General features: G+C 64.9%; 20 protein-coding genes. 6 read left to right on the top strand and 14 right to left on the bottom strand.

The annotated features are described in order from the left end of the window. Nucleotides 1-263 precede the first annotated feature (263 nt). Entirely contained in the window at nt 264-857 is a 594-nt protein-coding gene (locus AM586_RS07345) for a hypothetical protein (protein WP_156328264.1), read from the bottom strand. A gap of 309 nt (nt 858-1,166) precedes the next feature. On the opposite strand from AM586_RS07345, the gene AM586_RS07350 reads away from it, so the two are divergent. Beyond that, a complete protein-coding gene (locus tag AM586_RS07350; protein ID WP_047826299.1) occupies nt 1,167-1,403 on the top strand; it encodes a hypothetical protein in 237 nt (78 codons plus the stop codon). A gap of 125 nt (nt 1,404-1,528) precedes the next feature. Here the strand turns inward: AM586_RS07350 and AM586_RS07355 are convergent, their stop codons facing one another. The 9 genes from AM586_RS07355 to AM586_RS07395 all read right to left on the bottom strand — a co-directional run bounded on the left by AM586_RS07355 (nt 1,529) and on the right by AM586_RS07395 (nt 9,872). Further along, nucleotides 1,529-2,179, bottom strand: coding sequence for a nitroreductase family protein (locus tag AM586_RS07355; protein ID WP_052234433.1), 651 nt, complete (start codon nt 2,177-2,179; stop codon nt 1,529-1,531). A 21-nt stretch (nt 2,180-2,200) separates the two neighbouring features. Beyond that, entirely contained in the window at nt 2,201-2,446 is a 246-nt protein-coding gene (locus AM586_RS07360; protein ID WP_047826300.1) for an acyl carrier protein, read from the bottom strand. A 12-nt stretch (nt 2,447-2,458) separates the two neighbouring features. Continuing rightward, entirely contained in the window at nt 2,459-3,622 is a 1,164-nt protein-coding gene (locus AM586_RS07365) for a dihydrolipoamide acetyltransferase family protein (protein ID WP_047826301.1), read from the bottom strand. Further along, nucleotides 3,619-4,602, bottom strand: a complete 984-nt coding sequence (locus tag AM586_RS07370; protein ID WP_047826302.1) for an alpha-ketoacid dehydrogenase subunit beta — start codon at nt 4,600-4,602, stop codon at nt 3,619-3,621. The genes AM586_RS07365 and AM586_RS07370 overlap by 4 nt, the downstream gene beginning before the upstream one ends. Continuing rightward, the gene (gene pdhA, locus AM586_RS07375; RefSeq protein ID WP_257791535.1) at nt 4,599-5,642 is read right to left on the bottom strand and encodes a pyruvate dehydrogenase (acetyl-transferring) E1 component subunit alpha; all 1,044 of its coding nucleotides are present in this window, start codon (nt 5,640-5,642) and stop codon (nt 4,599-4,601) included. Before pdhA ends, AM586_RS07370 begins: the two co-directional genes overlap by 4 nt. Then, on the bottom strand, nt 5,639-7,402 hold the full coding sequence (gene acsA / locus AM586_RS07380) for an acetate--CoA ligase (protein ID WP_047826303.1): 1,764 nt from the start codon (nt 7,400-7,402) through the stop codon (nt 5,639-5,641). The genes pdhA and acsA overlap by 4 nt, the downstream gene beginning before the upstream one ends. Before the next feature lie 352 nt (nt 7,403-7,754). Next, complete coding sequence (locus AM586_RS07385) at nt 7,755-8,102, bottom strand: hypothetical protein (protein ID WP_047826304.1); 348 nt, start codon at nt 8,100-8,102, stop codon at nt 7,755-7,757. 28 nt (nt 8,103-8,130) lie between these two features. Beyond that, a complete protein-coding gene (pssA, locus tag AM586_RS07390; RefSeq protein WP_047826305.1) occupies nt 8,131-9,000 on the bottom strand; it encodes a CDP-diacylglycerol--serine O-phosphatidyltransferase in 870 nt (289 codons plus the stop codon). Between the two features lie 92 nt (nt 9,001-9,092). Further along, on the bottom strand, nt 9,093-9,872 hold the full coding sequence (locus tag AM586_RS07395; protein WP_052234431.1) for an SIMPL domain-containing protein: 780 nt from the start codon (nt 9,870-9,872) through the stop codon (nt 9,093-9,095). 183 nt (nt 9,873-10,055) lie between these two features. Here AM586_RS07395 and AM586_RS07400 point away from each other — a divergent pair, with 183 nt between their 5' ends. Then, nucleotides 10,056-10,904, top strand: a complete 849-nt coding sequence (locus AM586_RS07400; RefSeq protein ID WP_047826306.1) for a PEP-CTERM sorting domain-containing protein — start codon at nt 10,056-10,058, stop codon at nt 10,902-10,904. Here AM586_RS07400 and ilvC read toward each other — a convergent pair. The 4 genes from ilvC to AM586_RS07420 all read right to left on the bottom strand — a co-directional run bounded on the left by ilvC (nt 10,901) and on the right by AM586_RS07420 (nt 15,306). Beyond that, nucleotides 10,901-11,917, bottom strand: coding sequence for a ketol-acid reductoisomerase (ilvC, locus tag AM586_RS07405; RefSeq protein ID WP_047826307.1), 1,017 nt, complete (start codon nt 11,915-11,917; stop codon nt 10,901-10,903). The two genes, AM586_RS07400 and ilvC, sit on opposite strands and share 4 nt — an antisense overlap. A gap of 90 nt (nt 11,918-12,007) precedes the next feature. Beyond that, nucleotides 12,008-12,499, bottom strand: a complete 492-nt coding sequence (gene ilvN / locus AM586_RS07410) for an acetolactate synthase small subunit (RefSeq protein WP_047826308.1) — start codon at nt 12,497-12,499, stop codon at nt 12,008-12,010. Beyond that, entirely contained in the window at nt 12,499-14,226 is a 1,728-nt protein-coding gene (locus tag AM586_RS07415) for an acetolactate synthase 3 catalytic subunit (RefSeq protein WP_047826309.1), read from the bottom strand. Before AM586_RS07415 ends, ilvN begins: the two co-directional genes overlap by 1 nt. Nucleotides 14,227-14,679: 453 nt before the next feature. Then, nucleotides 14,680-15,306: a glutathione S-transferase family protein gene (locus AM586_RS07420; RefSeq protein WP_047826351.1), complete on the bottom strand. Its 627-nt coding sequence runs from the start codon at nt 15,304-15,306 to the stop codon at nt 14,680-14,682. Nucleotides 15,307-15,410: 104 nt separating this feature from the next. On the opposite strand from AM586_RS07420, the gene AM586_RS07425 reads away from it, so the two are divergent. Genes AM586_RS07425 through AM586_RS07440 form a run of 4 tightly spaced genes read left to right on the top strand, consistent with a single transcriptional unit; the run spans nt 15,411 to nt 17,735 of the window. After that, a complete protein-coding gene (locus AM586_RS07425; RefSeq protein ID WP_047826310.1) occupies nt 15,411-15,980 on the top strand; it encodes an RNA polymerase sigma factor in 570 nt (189 codons plus the stop codon). Further along, on the top strand, nt 15,977-16,399 hold the full coding sequence (locus tag AM586_RS07430; protein WP_047826311.1) for a DUF3619 family protein: 423 nt from the start codon (nt 15,977-15,979) through the stop codon (nt 16,397-16,399). The genes AM586_RS07425 and AM586_RS07430 overlap by 4 nt, the downstream gene beginning before the upstream one ends. Before the next feature lie 11 nt (nt 16,400-16,410). Next, the gene (locus tag AM586_RS07435) at nt 16,411-17,190 is read left to right on the top strand and encodes a DUF3106 domain-containing protein (protein WP_052234432.1); all 780 of its coding nucleotides are present in this window, start codon (nt 16,411-16,413) and stop codon (nt 17,188-17,190) included. 8 nt (nt 17,191-17,198) lie between these two features. Continuing rightward, nucleotides 17,199-17,735, top strand: a complete 537-nt coding sequence (locus tag AM586_RS07440; RefSeq protein ID WP_047826312.1) for an RDD family protein — start codon at nt 17,199-17,201, stop codon at nt 17,733-17,735. Nucleotides 17,736-17,740: the final 5 nt, after the last annotated feature.

Raw genomic sequence — 17,740 nt, forward strand, 5'->3', positions numbered from 1 at the left:
GCGAGCAACAAGGCATACGCTGGGCCATCCCGAACGTCCGTAACCGGTCCGTGACCGGTCATTTAACTCGACCATTATTATTCACGAGTTCTATCGACCGAATCGATCGGACGATGCGGAATACTTACCAAGTGCCAACAGACGCCTTCGACCAGTGGCACGGGACCGGATATACGTGAGCAGTCGTACCTCACGGCCTGCCGACGGATTGTTTGCAAACGAGGAGGAGTCCATATACGGACATCCAGATCGCTGGCCCTTGTTCATCCCATGATCGGGTTTCTTCGCTGTCTGCGGCCACATCGACTGGCCGCCATCAGCAACAGGACGCCGGCGCTGAACATAGTGGCAGGTGCCGGTTCTGGCACCGGCAGCATGTAGACCTGGCCGCTCGTTCCATAATAATTGAAACCTGTCCACCCGCCATACGGATAGAGTTGGAAGCCGTAGTAGAAGCTCGAGTCCGGATCGTGTAGCAGGCCCAAGGGCACTGAAAACGATAGCGTATCGTCAATAAGCGTGTAGTCGCCATACCTTATCAGCGCCGCATGGACGATGGGATCGTCGGGGAGCCATTCGGAGCGGGGCTTGGGCCACCAGATGGTCAGCTGCCGCCGTGTAGCGATCTCATAACTACCGATAACGGTTTGTGTACCAAGCGGGCCGCTGCGGTACATCCCCTCGGTGGTGCTCTGGATGGGATCGCTCGATACGGTGTCGGTGAAGAATTGGAACGCATCGGCCGCGCGTCCCACATCGTCGAGCGTGAAAAAATCAGGAGGACGGTCGAAACGCACCGAGAAGTTTGCCTGTCCGTTTGCAAGGTCAATCACCGCGCGATACTGGGTGGGGTGCAAGGGTAGATCGTATGCTCGCGTACTTGGGAGCACGAACAAGAGAAGGAAACCGGCAGCTAGCCAGTGCCATATAAAAGTTAGACGGGTGCTCAAGTTCATTTTCATGCCCCTTAGCTTTGACAGCGGGCACTCATCATCTGCTTCTAGCAAGCGGCAATTTTGATCCACGTCAAACGCCGAGGGCGACAGGAGTTCCAGTGCGTTCGGTTTCCTCAGGCCTTTATACCGCCTTACCGGAGAACTATCACAACGGGCCGGGTTCCCCCCTCAGGAGACTGAAAGCTCCTGGGCACAACCTATGGCAATATAGTGATCGCCTTTGAGACCGGTACCCAGGTGTATCACTATGCCGGGCCAGCGAACAGCATCGCGCACCTTGCTGCCTGGTTTTCGGCGCACCTCTACTTCAATCTGAACGCCGAACCGATCACTTCTGGCCTGCATCCCCCTAGCCCGACCATGTCCGTGCATCTGGCCTCCCGTGCCGGAACCGGCATCGACGAGGCGACGCTGCGCCGACCCTGCAAATACGACCAGATCGCGTAGGATGGAACCGGCATTGATGCCGCCAGCATATCTTCGCCGCGAGGCGGCGAGCATACCGGACGGAAGATCAGCACCGGCTGCCATCGGATGAGCACGCCGGGCGTGAAACGTCCGATGGCGGGTGCTCAAGCGCCTTCCTTCGGATAGCCGACGGTCTGCGACAGCAGCACTTCCTGGTCGTGTGTAAGGCCGAGCGCGTCGGCGATCGCTTCGCGGTCGATCCAGGCACGGATCACACTGGCGAGGCCGTTCGCGGCGGCAAACAGGTAGACGTTCTGCGCCGTCGCCCCTGCCGCCGTATACGCATACGCGGCGCGCCTGTCCACCGGAACGAGTCGCATGCGGGCATGGTCGGCTACGTAGACCAGGCCCATCGGCGCGTCGTCCACGAAGTCCTGATAACCGGTGATGCTGCGCAGGTCGTTCGGCGCCGCCAGTTCGAGCCGGTGCCCCTGCGCTTCGTAGCGATATGCGCCACCCGGGAGCGCGACGAACACGTCGATTTCCTGCGCGTTCATCGCGGATGGTGCGGTGCGCTTTCCGTCCGGTCGGTTCACTCCGCAGGCCGCCCACAGTAACGCGGACAGCAGCGGCGGCGCCAGCTCGTGCGGCGCGAACTCTCGCGACGAATGGCGTGCCGCCAGCGCCTCCATCAGCGGCATCCCTCCCTTGCACGCCGGCGCCGGCAGTGCGATCGTCGACGCTGATTCTCCCAGTTGCGGCTTGGGCCGCAGCTGCCCCATTTTGCCGAGCGCGAGCTTCATCAAGGTACTCATCACATTGTCTCCCATGCCTGTTCAGGCCAGCCTGGCGCCCAAGTATCCGGTGAGGTCGTCAAGCGTGCGCAGCTTGCCGTAATCGGACTCCGGAATGTCGATCTTGAAACGCCGGTGCAAGCCAATCAGGAAATTCAGCCAGTCCATCGAGTCGAGGTCGACCTGTTCGCGCAGCAGCCTGGTGCGCGTCAGTCCGGCCGGATCGACTTCGGGCGCGATCGACGTCAGTTCCGCCATCACGCCCGCCAACAGATCCTGCTCGTTCATTGCTTCTGCTCCTCAAAGTTCGGCCGGGCGCTGCAGGCGTTCGCGCAGATTCACAAGGAACATGGCGCCGCGATGGCCATCCGACACCCGGTGGTCGGCCGCCAGGCTTGCCGTGACCACCGGCATGGCAGACAGTCCGCCGGCGCTTGCCCAGGGCCGCTCCATGATCCGGCCGAAGCCGACCAGCGCCACCTGCGGCGGATAGATCACGCCGAACACGGCTTCAGCGCCCTCCTCTCCGAGATTGGTGACCGTGATGGTCGGCTCGGACATCTCGGAACTGCGCAGCGATCCGGCGCGCGCACGGCGCACCAGGTCGGACAGCTCGCGCATCAGCTGCTCGAGCGGCTTGACTGCGACGTCGTGCAGCGCGGGCGCAACCAGGCCACCCTGGCGGAGCGCGATGGCGACGCCGACATGCACTTGCTTTGATCCCTGGTAGGCGCCGTCGCGAAAAAAACCGTTCAGGTCGGGGTAGTCCTGGAGCGTCAGCGCGACCGCCTTCAATTGCAGCGTGGCCATCAGCAGGCGCTCGGTGATGGGCCGCGCGGCATTGGCTTCGGCCAGCCATTCCTGGGCACGGCGCATCGGCACCGTCTCGCTCAGGTAGTAGTGTGGAATCTCGCGCTTGGAACGGCTCATGGCGGCCGCGATCGACTTGCGCATCTCGCGCTGGCGATCCGCCGGTGCCGGCGCGGACGACGCGGCAAGTATCCCGTTTTCGACGTCCTGCAGTGTGACGGCGCCGCCGGGACCGGTACCGATGACACCCTCGATGTCGATACCGGCCTCGCGTGCGCGCCTGCGCGCGGCTGGGGACACCGGACGTCGGCCCTCGGATGGGGGCCCGGCCTCGGGAGCCACGCCAGCCGCCGGCGACGGCGGGGGTACAGCCGCTGCCCGGCTGCGCTGCGCCGCGCGCGCATGCTCCTCCGTTTCGCCCGGCTCCAGCAAAGTCGCCAGCACCGCGCCGACCGGCACCGTCTCGCCCGGCTGTACCACCAGCTCGAGCACGGTGCCGTCGTTCCAGGCTTCGACATCGACCGCAGCCTTGGAGGTGTCGACCACGGCCACCACCTGCCCGCTCCTGACCGCGTCACCCGGCTTGACATGCCAGGCCAGCAGCTTGCCCTGGTCCATGTCGGAACCGAGCGAGGGAAGCTTGAATTCGATCATGCCTGCCCCACCAGTGTGCGTGCCGCGGCAACGATGTCTTCGGCTTGCGGCAAGGCGGCCAGTTCCATGTGGCGCGCATACGGCACCGGCACTTCGGCGCTGCACACGCGGGCCACCGGGGCGTCGAGGTCGTAGAACGCGTTTTCCATGATGCGCGCGACGATCTCGGCGGCCAGGCTGCCGCTCTTCCAGCCTTCGTCGACCACCACCGCACGCCGCGTCCTGCGCACCGAAGCGGCGATCGTGTCCGTGTCGAGCGGCCGCAGCACGCGCAAGTCGATCACCTCGGCCTCGATCCCGGCGGCGGCCAGTTCCCCGGCCGCCTGCAAGGCTTTCGGCACACAGCCGCCGTACGCGATCAGGGTGAGGTCGCTGCCGGCGCGGCGCACCGCGGCGCCATCGATGGCGCACCAGGGCGCCGGCGGCGCGTCGCCGAACTCTTCCTCCATGTTGTACAACTGCGCATGCTCGAAGATGATCACCGGGTCCGGATCGGCCAGCGCCGGGGCCAGCATGCCGCGCGCGTCGGCCACGGTCGCCGGGGCCAGCACGCGGATGCCGGGGATGTGCGCGTACCACCCTTCCAGGCTGTGCGAATGCTGGGCCGCCAGCTGGCGGCCCGCGCCGGTCGCCATCCTGATCACCAGCGGCACGCCGAACTGGCCACCCGACATGTGCCGCATCGCTGCCGCCGTGTTGACGACCTGGTCCAGGGCCAACAGGCTGAAGTTGACGGTCATGATTTCGACGACCGGGCGCATGCCGCCCAGCGCCGCGCCGATCCCGGCGCCGACGAAGCCGAGTTCGGACAAGGGCGTGTCGCGGATCCGCTCGGGCCCGAACTCGTCGAGGAAGCCTTTCGACACGGCGTACGAGCCGCCATATTTGCCGACATCCTCGCCCATCAGGAAGACGCGCGGGTCCGACACCAGCGCTTCGTGCAGGGCCGCGCGCATCGCCTCGCGGTAACTCATCTTCATGGTGCTGCGTCCCCGCCGAGCAGGTCTTTTGCCAGGTCTTCGACCGGCTCCCAGGCGGCGGCGTCGGCGAAGGCCACCGCCGCCTCGACTTCGCTCCGGGCTTCGGCGTCCAGCGCCAGGAACTCGTCTTCGGTCAGCTTGCCCTCGGCCTTCAGGCGCGCCGTGAACGCGTGCAGCGGCCCGTGCTGCTTCCATGCCTCGATCTCGGCCGGATCGCGGTACAGGTCGGGGTCGAACATCGAGTGCGCGCGAAACCGGTAGGTCTGGCATTCGAGGAAGTACGGCCCTTTTCCGGCGCGCACGTGGCCGGCGGCGAGCGCGGCCGCCTCGTGCACCGCAAGCACGTCCATGCCGTTCGCCCTGCCGACAGCCATGTTGTAGGCGGCGGCCTTGGCGCACAGGTCGGTCTGCGACTCGGAACGGGCAAGCGCCGTGCCCATCGCATAAAAATTGTTTTCGCAAATGAACAACAGCGGCAGCTTCCACAGCGCCGCCAGGTTCGCCGTTTCGTGGAACACGCCCTCGGCCATCGCGCCCTCGCCGAAGAAGCAGGCATTCACGCGTGCTGTCCCCCGCGTCTTGTCGGCCAGCGACAACCCGGCCGCAAGCGCGATGCCGCTGCCCACGATCGCGTTGCCGCCGTAAAAATGGCGGTCGCGGTCGAACAGGTGCATCGAGCCGCCGCGCCCGTGCGAGCAGCCGGCCAGCTTGCCAAACATCTCCGCCATGATCGTGTTCATGGGCACCCCGCGCACCAGTGCGTGCCCGTGCTCGCGGTAGGTCGCGATGACGTTGTCTTCAGGCGCCAGCGCATGCAGCGCTCCGACCGCGACCGCCTCCTGGCCAACGTACAGGTGCAGGAAGCCACGGATCTTGCCGGCGCCGTAAAGCTCAGCCGATTTTTCCTCCATGCGGCGGATACGCTGCATATCGGCCAGCAGCGCATGGCAGAACGCACGATCCCGCGGCGCGCTGGGCGGCCAAGCGGCGGACAGTGCGGCTTCGGCAGGGCTCATCGCTTGGCTGATGGGCGGGCTCATTGGCTCGACTCCAGGGTGGAGATATCGCCTTCCGGCAGGCCCAGTTCGCGCGCCTTCAGCAGGCGCCGCATGATCTTGCCGCTGCGCGTGCGCGGCAGCGACGCGACCACCTCGATTTCCTTTGGCGCCATCACAGCGCCCAGCCGGCTGCGCGCGTGGCCCAGCAGCGCCTTGCGCAACTGCTCCGAGTCCGCGTAGCCGGCGCGCAGCGAGACGAAGGCCTTGACGACTTCGCCAACGGTCGGATCGGGCTTGCCGATCACGCCGGCCTCGGCGACCGCTGGATGTTCCATCAGTGCGCTTTCGACCTCGAAGGGGCCGATCAGGTGCCCTGCCGACTTGATCACGTCGTCGCTGCGGCCGACGAACCAGAAATAGCCGTCCGCGTCGCGCCGCGCCAGGTCGCCCGTCAGGTAGAGGTCGTCCGCGAAGCATTTGCGATAGCGTTCCTCGTTGTTCAGGTAGCCCCGCATCATGCCGGGCCAGCCGCGGCGCAGCGCAAGTTCGCCTTCGATGCCGGGTTCAAGGACGACGTCGACCTTGCCTTCGGCATCGCGCCGCACGATGCAGGCCTCGACCCCGGGCAGCGGGCGTCCCATCGAGCCGGGCTTGATGTCGAACCCGGGCGTGTTGGCGATCATGATGCCGCCCGTTTCGGTCTGCCACCAATTGTCGTGGATCGGCAGCCCTAGCACTTCCTGTCCCCACCAAACCGCTTCGGGATTGAGGGGCTCGCCGACGCTGGCGATGAATCGAAGGGCCGGGAAGGAATATTTACGGGGAATCGCATTACCCGCCTTCATCAGCATCCGGATCGCCGTCGGCGCCGTGTACCAGACGCTCACCCGCTCATTTTGCAGGATGCCATACCAGCGCTCGGCATCGAAGTCGGCAGCATCGACGATCGAGGTGACGCCGTGCAGCAGCGGTGCGACGATGCCGTAAGAGGTGCCCGTGACCCAGCCCGGATCGGCAGTGCACCAGAAGATGTCATCCGGATGCAGGTCGAGTGCATACTTGCCGCTGACCCAGTGGGTGAGCACCGCGCCATGCACGTGCATGGCACCCTTTGGCGTGCCGGTGGTACCGCTGGTAAAGTGCAGCAGCGCGAGTTCCTCGGGGTCGGTGGGCCCGATCTCGAAGCGGTCGGACGCCTGCGCCAGCAGGTGCTTCAGGTCTTCGGTGTCGGGAAGCGGTTCGTCGTCTCCGTTCTCGCGCGCCAGGAGCACATGCCGCAGAAAGGGAAGTCGAGCCCGGATCGGCATGATCTTGCGCCGGTACAGCGAGCTGGTCGTGACCAGTACGCGCGCATCGCCGATGGTCATGCGTGTCGCAATCGGTTCCGACCCAAAGGCGGAAAACATCGGACACGCCACGCAGCCGTTCTTGAGGCTGCCCAGCACCGCAATGTAGAGTTCGGGAATGCGGCCGGCGAGCACGAACACGCGCTCGCCCTTGCCGACGCCGAGCGTGCGCAGCACGTTGGCGAACCGGTTGGTCAACAAGGAAAGTTCAAGGTAACTGAGATCGTGACGTTGTTCAACGCCGAGGAAGCGGAACGCCGTTTTGTCTCTTGCGGCGCCGCTGGCGTGCCGGTCGACCGCTTCATGTGCTATGTTCAGGCCGCCTTGCGGCAGGCCCGCCAGCTCACGCCGCGCCGCCTCCCATGAGAAGGCGGCGCGCAGCCCTTCATAGTCGGTCCAGTTGGGCGTGACCCGGTTTGCCGCACTACTCTTGCGGATGATCGAAGGCCGTGGCACGACTTCCTCCGTACTCGCAAAACGTGGTTCATTATGTGGCGCGCCGCTTGGCAGTGTCAACATCGGCGCTATCTGGCGAATCTGCTTCCCCAACCGATGCGCTGGGACAGCAAGTGTCGCTGTTCGATATAAGGATGCCTAGTCGCTTTTTGGATACTGAAAAGTTGGCGGCATCTGCTTGCCCCCGCGACTTTGCTGAATTGGAGACAGAGCCTGCCGATACCGACCGAGAACCGGAGTGCACGACTCGCGCATCCGACATGAGCGACGAGCAGACATCCATCAGGCATTCCTTTCGCTTGCCCGCTCGCTCATCTATTGGCGGTATCTCGAACGGTTTTATCAGGCGTACTTACTCGTCGAAATCCTCGGCCAAATTCTTCCAGCCCCGGCTCTTGGCGAAGGCCGCGAATTCCTCCGGCGCCTCGAGCACGACCAGGCGGCTCTCCTGCAGGCCCGGATCGCTGTGGCCGAAGTCCGGCCCCTTGTAGCCGACGGCCCGGAGGCGGTCGATGATCTGGCGGACCAGCACCGGATCCTTGTAGGCGCCGGGTTCGAGCCGGGCCTTGAAATCCACGTATACGTCGATGATCCCGTAGCCCTCGTCGAAGATGCGGATCGCCTTGACGTCGAGGGTACGGCCCTGGCTGTCCTTGGCCTGGAAGGGGCCGGACAGTTCAATATCGGAATTATCGCTCATGGCTGCAGCATACCACCGGGCGCGCGGCTCAGCGCCGCTCGCTCGGATCGAGCGTCTCCTCCTCGGTCTGCACGATGCTGACCGGCTTGCCCTTGGCCAGGCGCCAGAAGTAGACCACATAGCCCGACAGGCCGTAGACCACGAACAGCGGCCACAGGACCTTCGGCGGGTCGATCGCCAGCAGGGCGAAGAACAGCGCGATCAGGAACACCACGATGAAGGGCACCGACTTGCGGAAGTTGACGTCCTTGAAGCTGTAGAACGGCACGTTGGTGACCATGGTCAGGCCGGCGAACAGGGCCAGGCTCCAGGAGATCCAGTCGACCTTGGCCGGGCTGATATTGATCTCGGGATCGGTCATCATCATCACGAAGCCGACCACCAGGGCCGCCGCGGCCGGGCTGGGCAAGCCCTGGAAGAAGCGCTTGTCGACCACTTCGATATTGGTGTTGAAGCGCGCCAGGCGCAGCGCGGCACCGGCGCAGTAGACGAAGGCGGCGATCCAGCCCAGCTTGCCCAGGCCGCGCAGCGACCATTCGTAGATCACCAGGGCCGGCGCGGCGCCGAAGGACACCATGTCGGACAGCGAGTCGTACTGGGCGCCGAACTCCGACTGGGTGTTGGTCAGGCGCGCCACGCGGCCGTCCAGGCCGTCGAGGATCATGGCGATGAACACGGCCCAGCAGGCATGATCGAAACGCTGGTTCATCGCCATCACGATGGCGTAGAAGCCGCCGAACAGGGCGGCGGTGGTGAAGGCGTTGGGCAGCAGGTAGATGCCGCGGCGCGGACGGGCCTCGGCGTCGGCCTTGCGGGGCACCCGGCTGAAGCGGCTGAAGCGGCCGAAACGACCGGTCTTGGGCGCGCCGTTCTTTCTGCGGCGTGGGAATGTTGGCATAGTATTGTTATTCGGTAACAGCGCGCGCGGGCGCGAACCTTGCCATTATATGGCCGCGCCGCGCCGTTAGCGAACCGATACTGTTACCTGAATTACCTGAATTTCACTTTGCCGACCAGCCGCATCTGCAGACGGGTCTCGCCCGGCTCGAAGCTGGGCTCGGGCATCTCGGCGCTGTCGGCACGTTTGCCGCGCATCATCGCCATCGGCGCGGCCGCCGCCTCGGCGCCGCCCACGTAATTGCCGCTGCCTTCGAAGTCGACGGTATCGATCACGGCGTCGCCCACGTTCCGGCCCATCGCGCGCGCGATCGAGGCGATGCGCTCGTTCAGGTTGCGGTAGGTGGCGGCGATGCGCTCGTCGTCCAGCTTCCTGGTCAGCTCGGGGCTGAGGTGGTAGTCGATATTGCTGATCCCCAGCACCTTCTGGGCCGCGGCGGCCGTCTTCGGCAGATTGTCGAGGTTGCGGGTCCTGACTTCGAGGTACTGGCCGACGCGCCAGCCGATCGGGATGCGGCGCGCGGCCGGCGTCGCCAGCGGGCGCGGCGTGTCCGGCACTTCCGGATACACCGGGTAGCTGTAGTAATTCACCGTCTTCAGCACGGCCTGCGGGTCTTCCCTGCGGACGATGTCCGTGCCCTGCTTCATCTTCTGGTTCACGCGCGCGGTGGCGGCGGCGCGGTCCTTGTCCTGCTCCTCGACCGAGAAGGTGACGGTGGCTTCGTCATTCGCGTGCCTGACTTCGCCGAAGGCCGGGACGATGACCAGGGTGCCGCTGGTCGTCGCCACGGCGGCGGTCTGCGCCTGGGCGTCCAGCATGGGGGCCAGGCCGAGGCCGAGGCTGGCGGCGAGGATGAGCGTCGATGCGCGCATGGCTGTTCTCCTGTGAGTTCGTATCAGGCCGAACGATACCGTGTTTTGCGCCGCTGTCGAGTTTCTGTAATGGAAAGTTGCAAACGTTTGCAAATGAGTGCATTTGTCGCGCACGCCAGACGCGCACCGGACAAGCGGACTTGGCGGGTATAGGCTGCATGACAGGCTTTCGAGGAGCATGCCATGCGCCACTACCACCTCGTCCTTGGCTGCGGACTCGCCCTGCTGGCGCCGCAGTTGCCCGCCCTTGCCCAGATCCAGGCCGAGGTCCAGGCCGGCGGCTTGCGCTACACCCTCACCGACCTGGCGCCGAACGACGGCAAGTCCCCCGGCCTCAGGCTGTACGATCCGGGCGCGGCCTATATCAGCGTCTCGGCCGAGGCGCCCGGCAAGCCGGCCAGTTACCGGCAGGGCCAGAGCCTGGATTCGCTCAGCCTGTCGGCAGGGTGGCCGGGGGATTCACGGGTGCAGGGCTTTTACCGAAATGGCGGCAGCCTGGAAAATTCCGCGATCGGCCTCTCCTTCGCCACCCTGCGCCCGGACCTCGACGGCACGATCCTGCAGGCCCGGGTGGACGGGCCGCTGATGTCGGTCGACCTGGCGCCGCACACGGCCGTCATGCTGAGCCTGGACGTGACGCTGGCGATGAGCATGACGCCCGACGCCGGCGGCCACACGCGCATCGGCAGCGCCACGGCCTCGCTGCTGCTGTGGCCCGACGTCAACGTGGAATACAAGGATGCCGCCGAGGTCCACGTGGGAAACCAGGTGATCTTCGGCGATGACCGGCTCGAAGACAGCGCCGCCCGCACCCTGAGCGTGAACTGGGCGAACGACAGCGACGCGACGGCGTTCGCGCTGCTCGGCTACGGCGTGTTCGGCAGCGCTCAGGCCTGGACGGTTTCCGCGGTGCCGGAGCCGGCGGAGTGGGTGATGCTGGCGACCGGGCTCGGGCTGGGACTCACACGCATAAAAAAACGCCGCTCCCGCAGCGGCGGGAACGGCGTTCGCAGGTGGCAGCCGACGGCTTAGTTCTTCGACTGGTCCACCAGCTTGTTCTTCGCGATCCACGGCATCATCGCGCGCAGCTTGCTGCCGACCTGTTCGATCTGGTGCTCGGCGTTCAGGCGGCGGCGCGAGATCAGGGTCGGGGCGCCGGCCTTGTTCTCGAGGATGAAGGACTTGGCGTACTCGCCGGTCTGGATGTCCTTCAGGCACTGGCGCATGGCGTTCTTGGTGTCTTCGGTCACGATGCGCGGGCCGGTCACGTACTCGCCGTATTCCGCGTTGTTCGAGATCGAGTAGTTCATGTTCGCGATGCCGCCTTCGTAGATCAGGTCGACGATCAGCTTCAGCTCGTGCAGGCACTCGAAGTAGGCCATTTCCGGCGCGTAGCCGGCTTCGGTCAGGGTCTCGAAGCCTGCCTTGATCAGCTCGACGGCGCCGCCGCACAGCACGGCCTGCTCGCCGAACAGGTCGGTCTCGGTCTCTTCGCGGAAGTTGGTCTCGATGATGCCGGCGCGGCCGCCGCCGTTCGCCATCGCATACGACAGCGCGATGTCACGGGCTGCGCCCGACTTGTCCTGGTACACGGCCACCAGGTGCGGCACGCCGCCACCCTGGGTGTAGGTGCCGCGCACGGTATGGCCCGGGGCCTTCGGCGCAACCATGATCACGTCGAGGTCGGCGCGCGGCACGACCTGGCCGTAATGGACGTTGAAGCCGTGCGCGAAGGCCAGCACCGCGCCCTGCTTGGCGTTCGGCTCGACGTTTTCCTTGTAGACCTGGGCGATGTTCTCGTCCGGCAGCAGGATCATGATGACGTCGGCGGCTTTCACTGCCTCGTTGACTTCGGCGACCTTCAGGCCGGCCTGCTCGACCTTGGTCCAGGAGGCGCCGCCGCGGCGCAGGCCGACGGTGACGTTGACGCCGGATTCGGACAGGTTCTGGGCGTGCGCGTGGCCTTGCGAGCCGTAGCCGATGATGGCGACATTCTTGCCTTTGATGAGGGAGAGGTCGCAGTCTTTATCGTAGAAAACTTTCATTTTTAGATCCTGTGTTTTGGTGTATTTGGTTCGCGGGCACGGGTGCCCGCCCTACGGTAGGGTGGGCACCCCGTGCCCACGCATGCCGCTTTAAACTTTCAAAATGCGCTCGCCCCGGCCGATGCCGGAGCCGCCCGTGCGGACGGTCTCGAGGATGGAAGCGCGGTCGATGGCGTCGATGAAGGCGTCGAGCTTGCTCTTGGCGCCGGTCAGCTCGATCGTGTAGGTCTTCTCGGTCACGTCGATGATGCGGCCGCGGAAGATGTCCGCGGTGCGCTTCATCTCTTCGCGCTCCTTGCCGACCGCCCTCACCTTGATCAGCATGAGCTCGCGCTCGATGTGCTGGCCTTCGGTCAGGTCGACCACCTTCACCACCTCGATCAGGCGGTTCAGGTGTTTCGTGATCTGCTCGATGATGTCGTCCGAGCCGGAGGTCACGATGGTCATGCGCGACAGCGTCGCATCTTCGGTCGGCGCCACCGTCAGGGTCTCGATGTTGTAGGCGCGTGCGGAGAACAGGCCGACCACGCGCGACAGGGCGCCCGCTTCGTTCTCGATCAGGACTGAAATAATGTGGCGCATTACAGGTCCTCCGAGCTCAGCAGCATCTCCGACAGGCCCTTGCCCGTCTTGACCATCGGCCAGACGTTCTCGCTGCGGTCGGTGATGAAGTTCATGAACACCAGGCGGTCCTTCATGGCGAAGGCGTCGCGCAGCGCGCCCTCGACGTCGCCCGGTTTCTCGATGCGCATGCCGACGTGCCCGTAGGACTCGGCCAGCTTCTCGAAATCGGGCAGCGAATCCATGTAGGACTCGGAATAGCGCGAGTTATAGTCGAGCTCCTGCCACTGGCGCACCATGCCCAGGAAACGGTTGTTCAGGAGGATGATCTTCGGCGTCAGGTGGTACTGCTTGCAGGTCGCCAGCTCCTGGATGTTCATCTGGATCGAACCCTCGCCGGTGATGCAGGCCACGGTGGCGTCGGGATTCGCCATCTGCACGCCCATCGCGTACGGCAGGCCCACGCCCATCGTGCCCAGGCCGCCCGAATTGATCCAGCGGCGCGGCTGGTTGAACGGGTAGTACTGCGCGGCCCACATCTGGTGCTGGCCGACGTCGGAGGTGACGAAGGCGTCGCCGCCGGTGACCTGCCACAGGGTCTCGACCACCGACTGCGGCTTGATGACCTCGCTGGACGGCGTGTATTTCAGGCATTCGCGCGAACGCCATTCGCCGATCTGCTGCCACCATTTCTGCAGCGCCGGTTCGTTCGGCTTCTGTTCCGCCGCGTCGAGCTGGGACAGCAGTTCCACCAGCACGTCCTTGACGTTGCCGACGATCGGGATGTCGACCTTCACCCGCTTCGAGATCGACGACGGGTCGATGTCGATATGGATGATCTTGCGCGGATTGCTGGCGAAGTGCTTCGGGTTGCCGATCACGCGGTCGTCGAAGCGGGCGCCGATCGCGACCAGCACGTCGCAGTGCTGCATCGCCATGTTCGCCTCGTAGGTGCCGTGCATCCCCGGCATGCCGACGAAGTGGCCGCTGGAGGCGCGGTAGGCGCCCAGGCCCATCAGCGTATTGGTGACCGGGAAGCCGAGCTTGTCGACCAGGCGGTTCAGTTCGTTCGAGGCGTTCGCCAGGATCACGCCGCCGCCGGTGTAGATCATCGGGCGTTCGGCGGACAGCAGCAGCTGCACGGCCTTGCGGATCTGGCCCGCGTGGCCCTTGTCGACCGGCTTGTACGAGCGCATCTCGACGTCGCGAGGATACTCGTACAGGGCCTTCTGCATGCTGATGTCCTTCGGGATATCGACCAGGACCGGGCCGGGACGGCCGGTGCGGGCGATATAGAAGGCTTTCTTCATCGTCGCGGCGAGGTCGCGCACGTCCTTGACGAGGAAGTTGTGTTTCACGACCGGACGGGTGATGCCGACCGTGTCGCACTCCTGGAAAGCGTCCTGGCCGATCGCGTGGGTCGGCACCTGGCCCGAGATCACCACCATCGGAATCGAATCCATATAGGCGGTGGAGAGGCCGGTGACGGCATTCGTCACGCCCGGACCGGACGTGACCAGGGCCACGCCGACTTCGTTCGAGCTGCGCGAATAGGCGTCGGCTGCGTGGATGGCCGCCTGTTCGTGGCGTACCAGGATGTGCTGGAATTTGTCCTGCTTGAAGATGGCGTCGTAGATATAGAGGACCGCGCCGCCGGGATAACCGAAGACGTGTTTCACGCCCTCTTCCGCGAGGCAACGAACAACTATTTCAGCGCCCGTGATGGGAACTGCTGCGTCATGACTCATTACGTTTCCTTTCAAGACCCATAGGGAGATTGATCGGATGCTCGTTCCTGACGAGATACGTATCGCGCAACAGTGCTCAGGCTTCCCTTCTTCCTGCGGTCACGTCGATCTTTCAGCTATCCGTAGACAGCTTACGAACCGGCGCTGGTCGCAAACTCGTTTGGCGTGAGTTTCTGTTGGCGTATTGCGTGTCTCTCGCGCTTTTGGCACGGGTTGGAGCAAACTGCCTACATGTGAAAGCGCGTCATTCCTGGACTGGCGGGGTATGCCATTCCGGATGACCTTGGGCTTCGGGGTTGCAAAGCGTTAGATACCTTACTGCGTTGCACCATTTAGGTCAAGTACAAATATGGAAATAACTTTTTTGGTGCATCGGGGATGTGCGCAAAATTATCGTCGGCTGTCGGGCCCGGCAGTTCCTGAAAATTGCCGGGATCGCGTTACGCGCCTGAATCAGGCGACGCCGTTCATGCAGAATTCGCGGCAGCCGGGACGCTGCAGCAAACGCTCTACATAAGCCTGGATGGCCGGATAGGCCGGCCGTTGCATCGGCGTCATCAGCCAGCGATTGACCGACAGTCCCAGCACGATATCGGCCAGCGAGAACGCCGTCCCGGCGGCGAACGCGCCGGTGTTCGCGAGCTGCCCCTCGAGGATGCCCATGTGCCGGTTCCACTGCGCGATGCTGTGCTCCACCTGTCCCTGGTCCGCATGCGCCGGCCTGTTGCGCACCAGGGCCATGAAGGCATAGCGCCAGGAATTGTTCAGCTCGGTCGCCTGCCAGTCCATCCACTGCTCGACGCGCGCCCGCGCCGCCGGCGCCGACGGCAGCAGGGCGGCATCGCCGCCGTAGCGGCCGGCCAGGTAGCGACAGATCGCGTTCGATTCCCACAGCACGGTATCGCCATCGACGATCACCGGCACCATCGCATTCGGATTCAGGGCCAGGAATGCGGCTTCCCGGGTGGACTGGAATCCGGCGCCCCAGTCTTCCCGGTTGAAGGGAATCTCCAGTTCGGCGCAGGTCCACAAGACCTTGCGGACATTGATCGAGCTTGCCTTTCCGAGAATGCGCAGCATCTTCATCTCTTCCTGTAATGGTCCGAATGATTGTAAATGCCCGTTTACAGTGCGCTCAACCGTAATTTTTGCTAGGATTCGAAGGTTTTCCGACCCTTCATCGCATGGCCACTGACAAAGAACTAAACGACTTCCTCGAGAGTGTCGAGCGGCGCGCCTTCAAGCAGGCGGCGTACGCAGTCCGCAAGGACGAGGCAGCGCTGGACATCGTTCAGGACGCCATGATCAAGCTGGCCGAGAAATACGGCGACAAGCCCCTGGCCGAACTGCCGATGCTGTTCCAGCGCATCCTCCAGAACACCATCCTCGATTATTTCCGGCGCGAGAAGGTCCGGAACACCTGGGTCAGCCTGTTTGGAGGCCTCGGCCGCCGGGATGAAGGTGACGAGGACTTTGATATACTCGACTCCTACGAGGCCGAGGAAGGGACAGCTGCCGCCGAGTCGAGCGCAGACCAGGTCGAACGCGCCGAAACCTTGCGCCTGATCGACGAAGAGATACAAAAGCTCCCGGCGCGTCAACGGGAAGCCTTCCTCATGCGTTACTGGCAGGACATGGACGTGGCCGAAACGGCCGAAGCGATGGGTTGCTCCGAGGGCAGTGTGAAAACGCACTGTTCTCGCGCTACGCATACCCTCCAAAAAGCCCTGGAGGCCAAGGGAATTAAATTATGAACACCGACGACATCAACCTGGCGTACAAGATTCGCCACGCCCTGAACGAGAACCTCGACCATCTGCCGGCCTCGACCACCGACAGGCTGGCGGCCGCGCGCGCACGCGCGGTGGCGCGCAAGAAGGCCGATACGCCGGCCTCGGTACGAAAGCAGGAACAGCAGCGTCCGCGCTTCGATATCCGTTCGGTGCTGGCGATGCCGTGGGTGGCGCGCGCCGCCGTGGCGGCGCCGCTGCTGGCGATGGTCATCGGCCTTGCCGGCGTCTACCAGGTCGAGCGCGAGCAGCGCAGCGCCGAGCTGGCGGACCTCGACGCCGCCGTGCTGTCGGATGACCTGCCGCTCACGGCGTATACCGACCACGGCTTCAATGCCTATCTGGCCCAGCAACAGCAGCAGCCGCCGCAACGCGCTCAGTAAGGCCCAGCTTGATGACGGGAAACAAGGGTAAAGTCGCCGCCGCCGGCGCCGCCGTGGTTTTCGCCGGTCTCGTGCTGCTGTTCAGCCAGCAGCACGACCGTGCCGGCATGCCGGGCAGCGCCGCACCCGCGGCCGATGCCAGCAGCGCCGACAGCGCCGTCCACCCCGGCAACGCCGGTGCGCCGCTTGCGCACAAGGGCGGCGACAAGCCGCTGTGGCGCGCGCTCACCCCGGCCCAGCAGCTTGCCCTGCAGCCGCTGCAGAGCGAGTGGGACCAGATGGATGGCGTGCGCAAGCAGAAATGGCTGCAGCTGGCGAACCGCTTCGCCGGCATGAATCCGGAAGAACAGCAGCGCGTCCATGCCCGCATGCGCGAATGGGTCAAGCTCACCCCGGCGCAGCGCGAACTGGCGCGCGAAACCTATGCGCGTGCGCGCAAGATCGGTCCGGACCAGAAGACCGCAAGCTGGGAGAACTACCAGCAGCTGTCCGAAGAACAGAAGAAGAAACTGGCCGCGTCCGCCGCCGGCCGCAAGACGACCTCCGTGGTGCCGAGCCAGGCCAGCGGCAAGGTCGTGGTCCCGCTCGGCCAGGGGGCGACCTCCTGCCCTGCCGGCACCGTCAAGAACACCGTCTCCGCCACCCCGCCCTGCGTGGCGGTGCCGGCGACACCGCAGCAGCCGGCGCCCGTCCCGGCGCCGCAACCCGCCCAGCCCGCCCAGCCGGCCAATCCGTCCCAGCAGGAAAAGCCGGTGCCGGCCAACTGGGGCATCAGTCCGAACAACGCCTGAGTCCGCATATGTCCGACACGCCCAGCAGCACGCCGACGATCAAACGCCGCCTGATCGTCATGGTCTACGAGACCTTCCTCCTGCTGGCTGTCGAGATGCTGGCCGTCGCGCTCTACCTGCTGGTCACGCGCAACAGCCATGCGCCGCTGGCCCAGCACGGCCTGAAAGTCTTCCTGTTCCTGGTGACGGGCGCGTATTTCGTCTGGAGCTGGACCGACAGCGGCCATACGCTGGCCATGAAAACCTGGCGCCTGCGGCTGACCGGCGATGGCCAGGGCCGCGTGCCGCTGCGCACGGCCGTGCTGCGCTATCTGCTGGCCTGGGGCTGGTTCCTGCCGGCGCTGATCGTCTGCGCCGCCTTCGGCCTGAAGGGCAAGGCGGAAGTCTCGGCCGCGATCGCCATCGGCGTGGCCGGCTGGGCGTTGACCGCCTTCCTCGACAAGGACCGCCAGTTCCTGCATGACCGCCTGGCCGGCACCCGCCTGCTGCAACTGCCGAAAGCAGCGAAGGCGTCGAAGACCGCGGCGGTGTCGCCGGCGGCCTGAACCCG

The organism is Massilia sp. WG5 (assembly GCF_001412595.2).
Classification (GTDB): domain Bacteria; phylum Pseudomonadota; class Gammaproteobacteria; order Burkholderiales; family Burkholderiaceae_D; genus Telluria.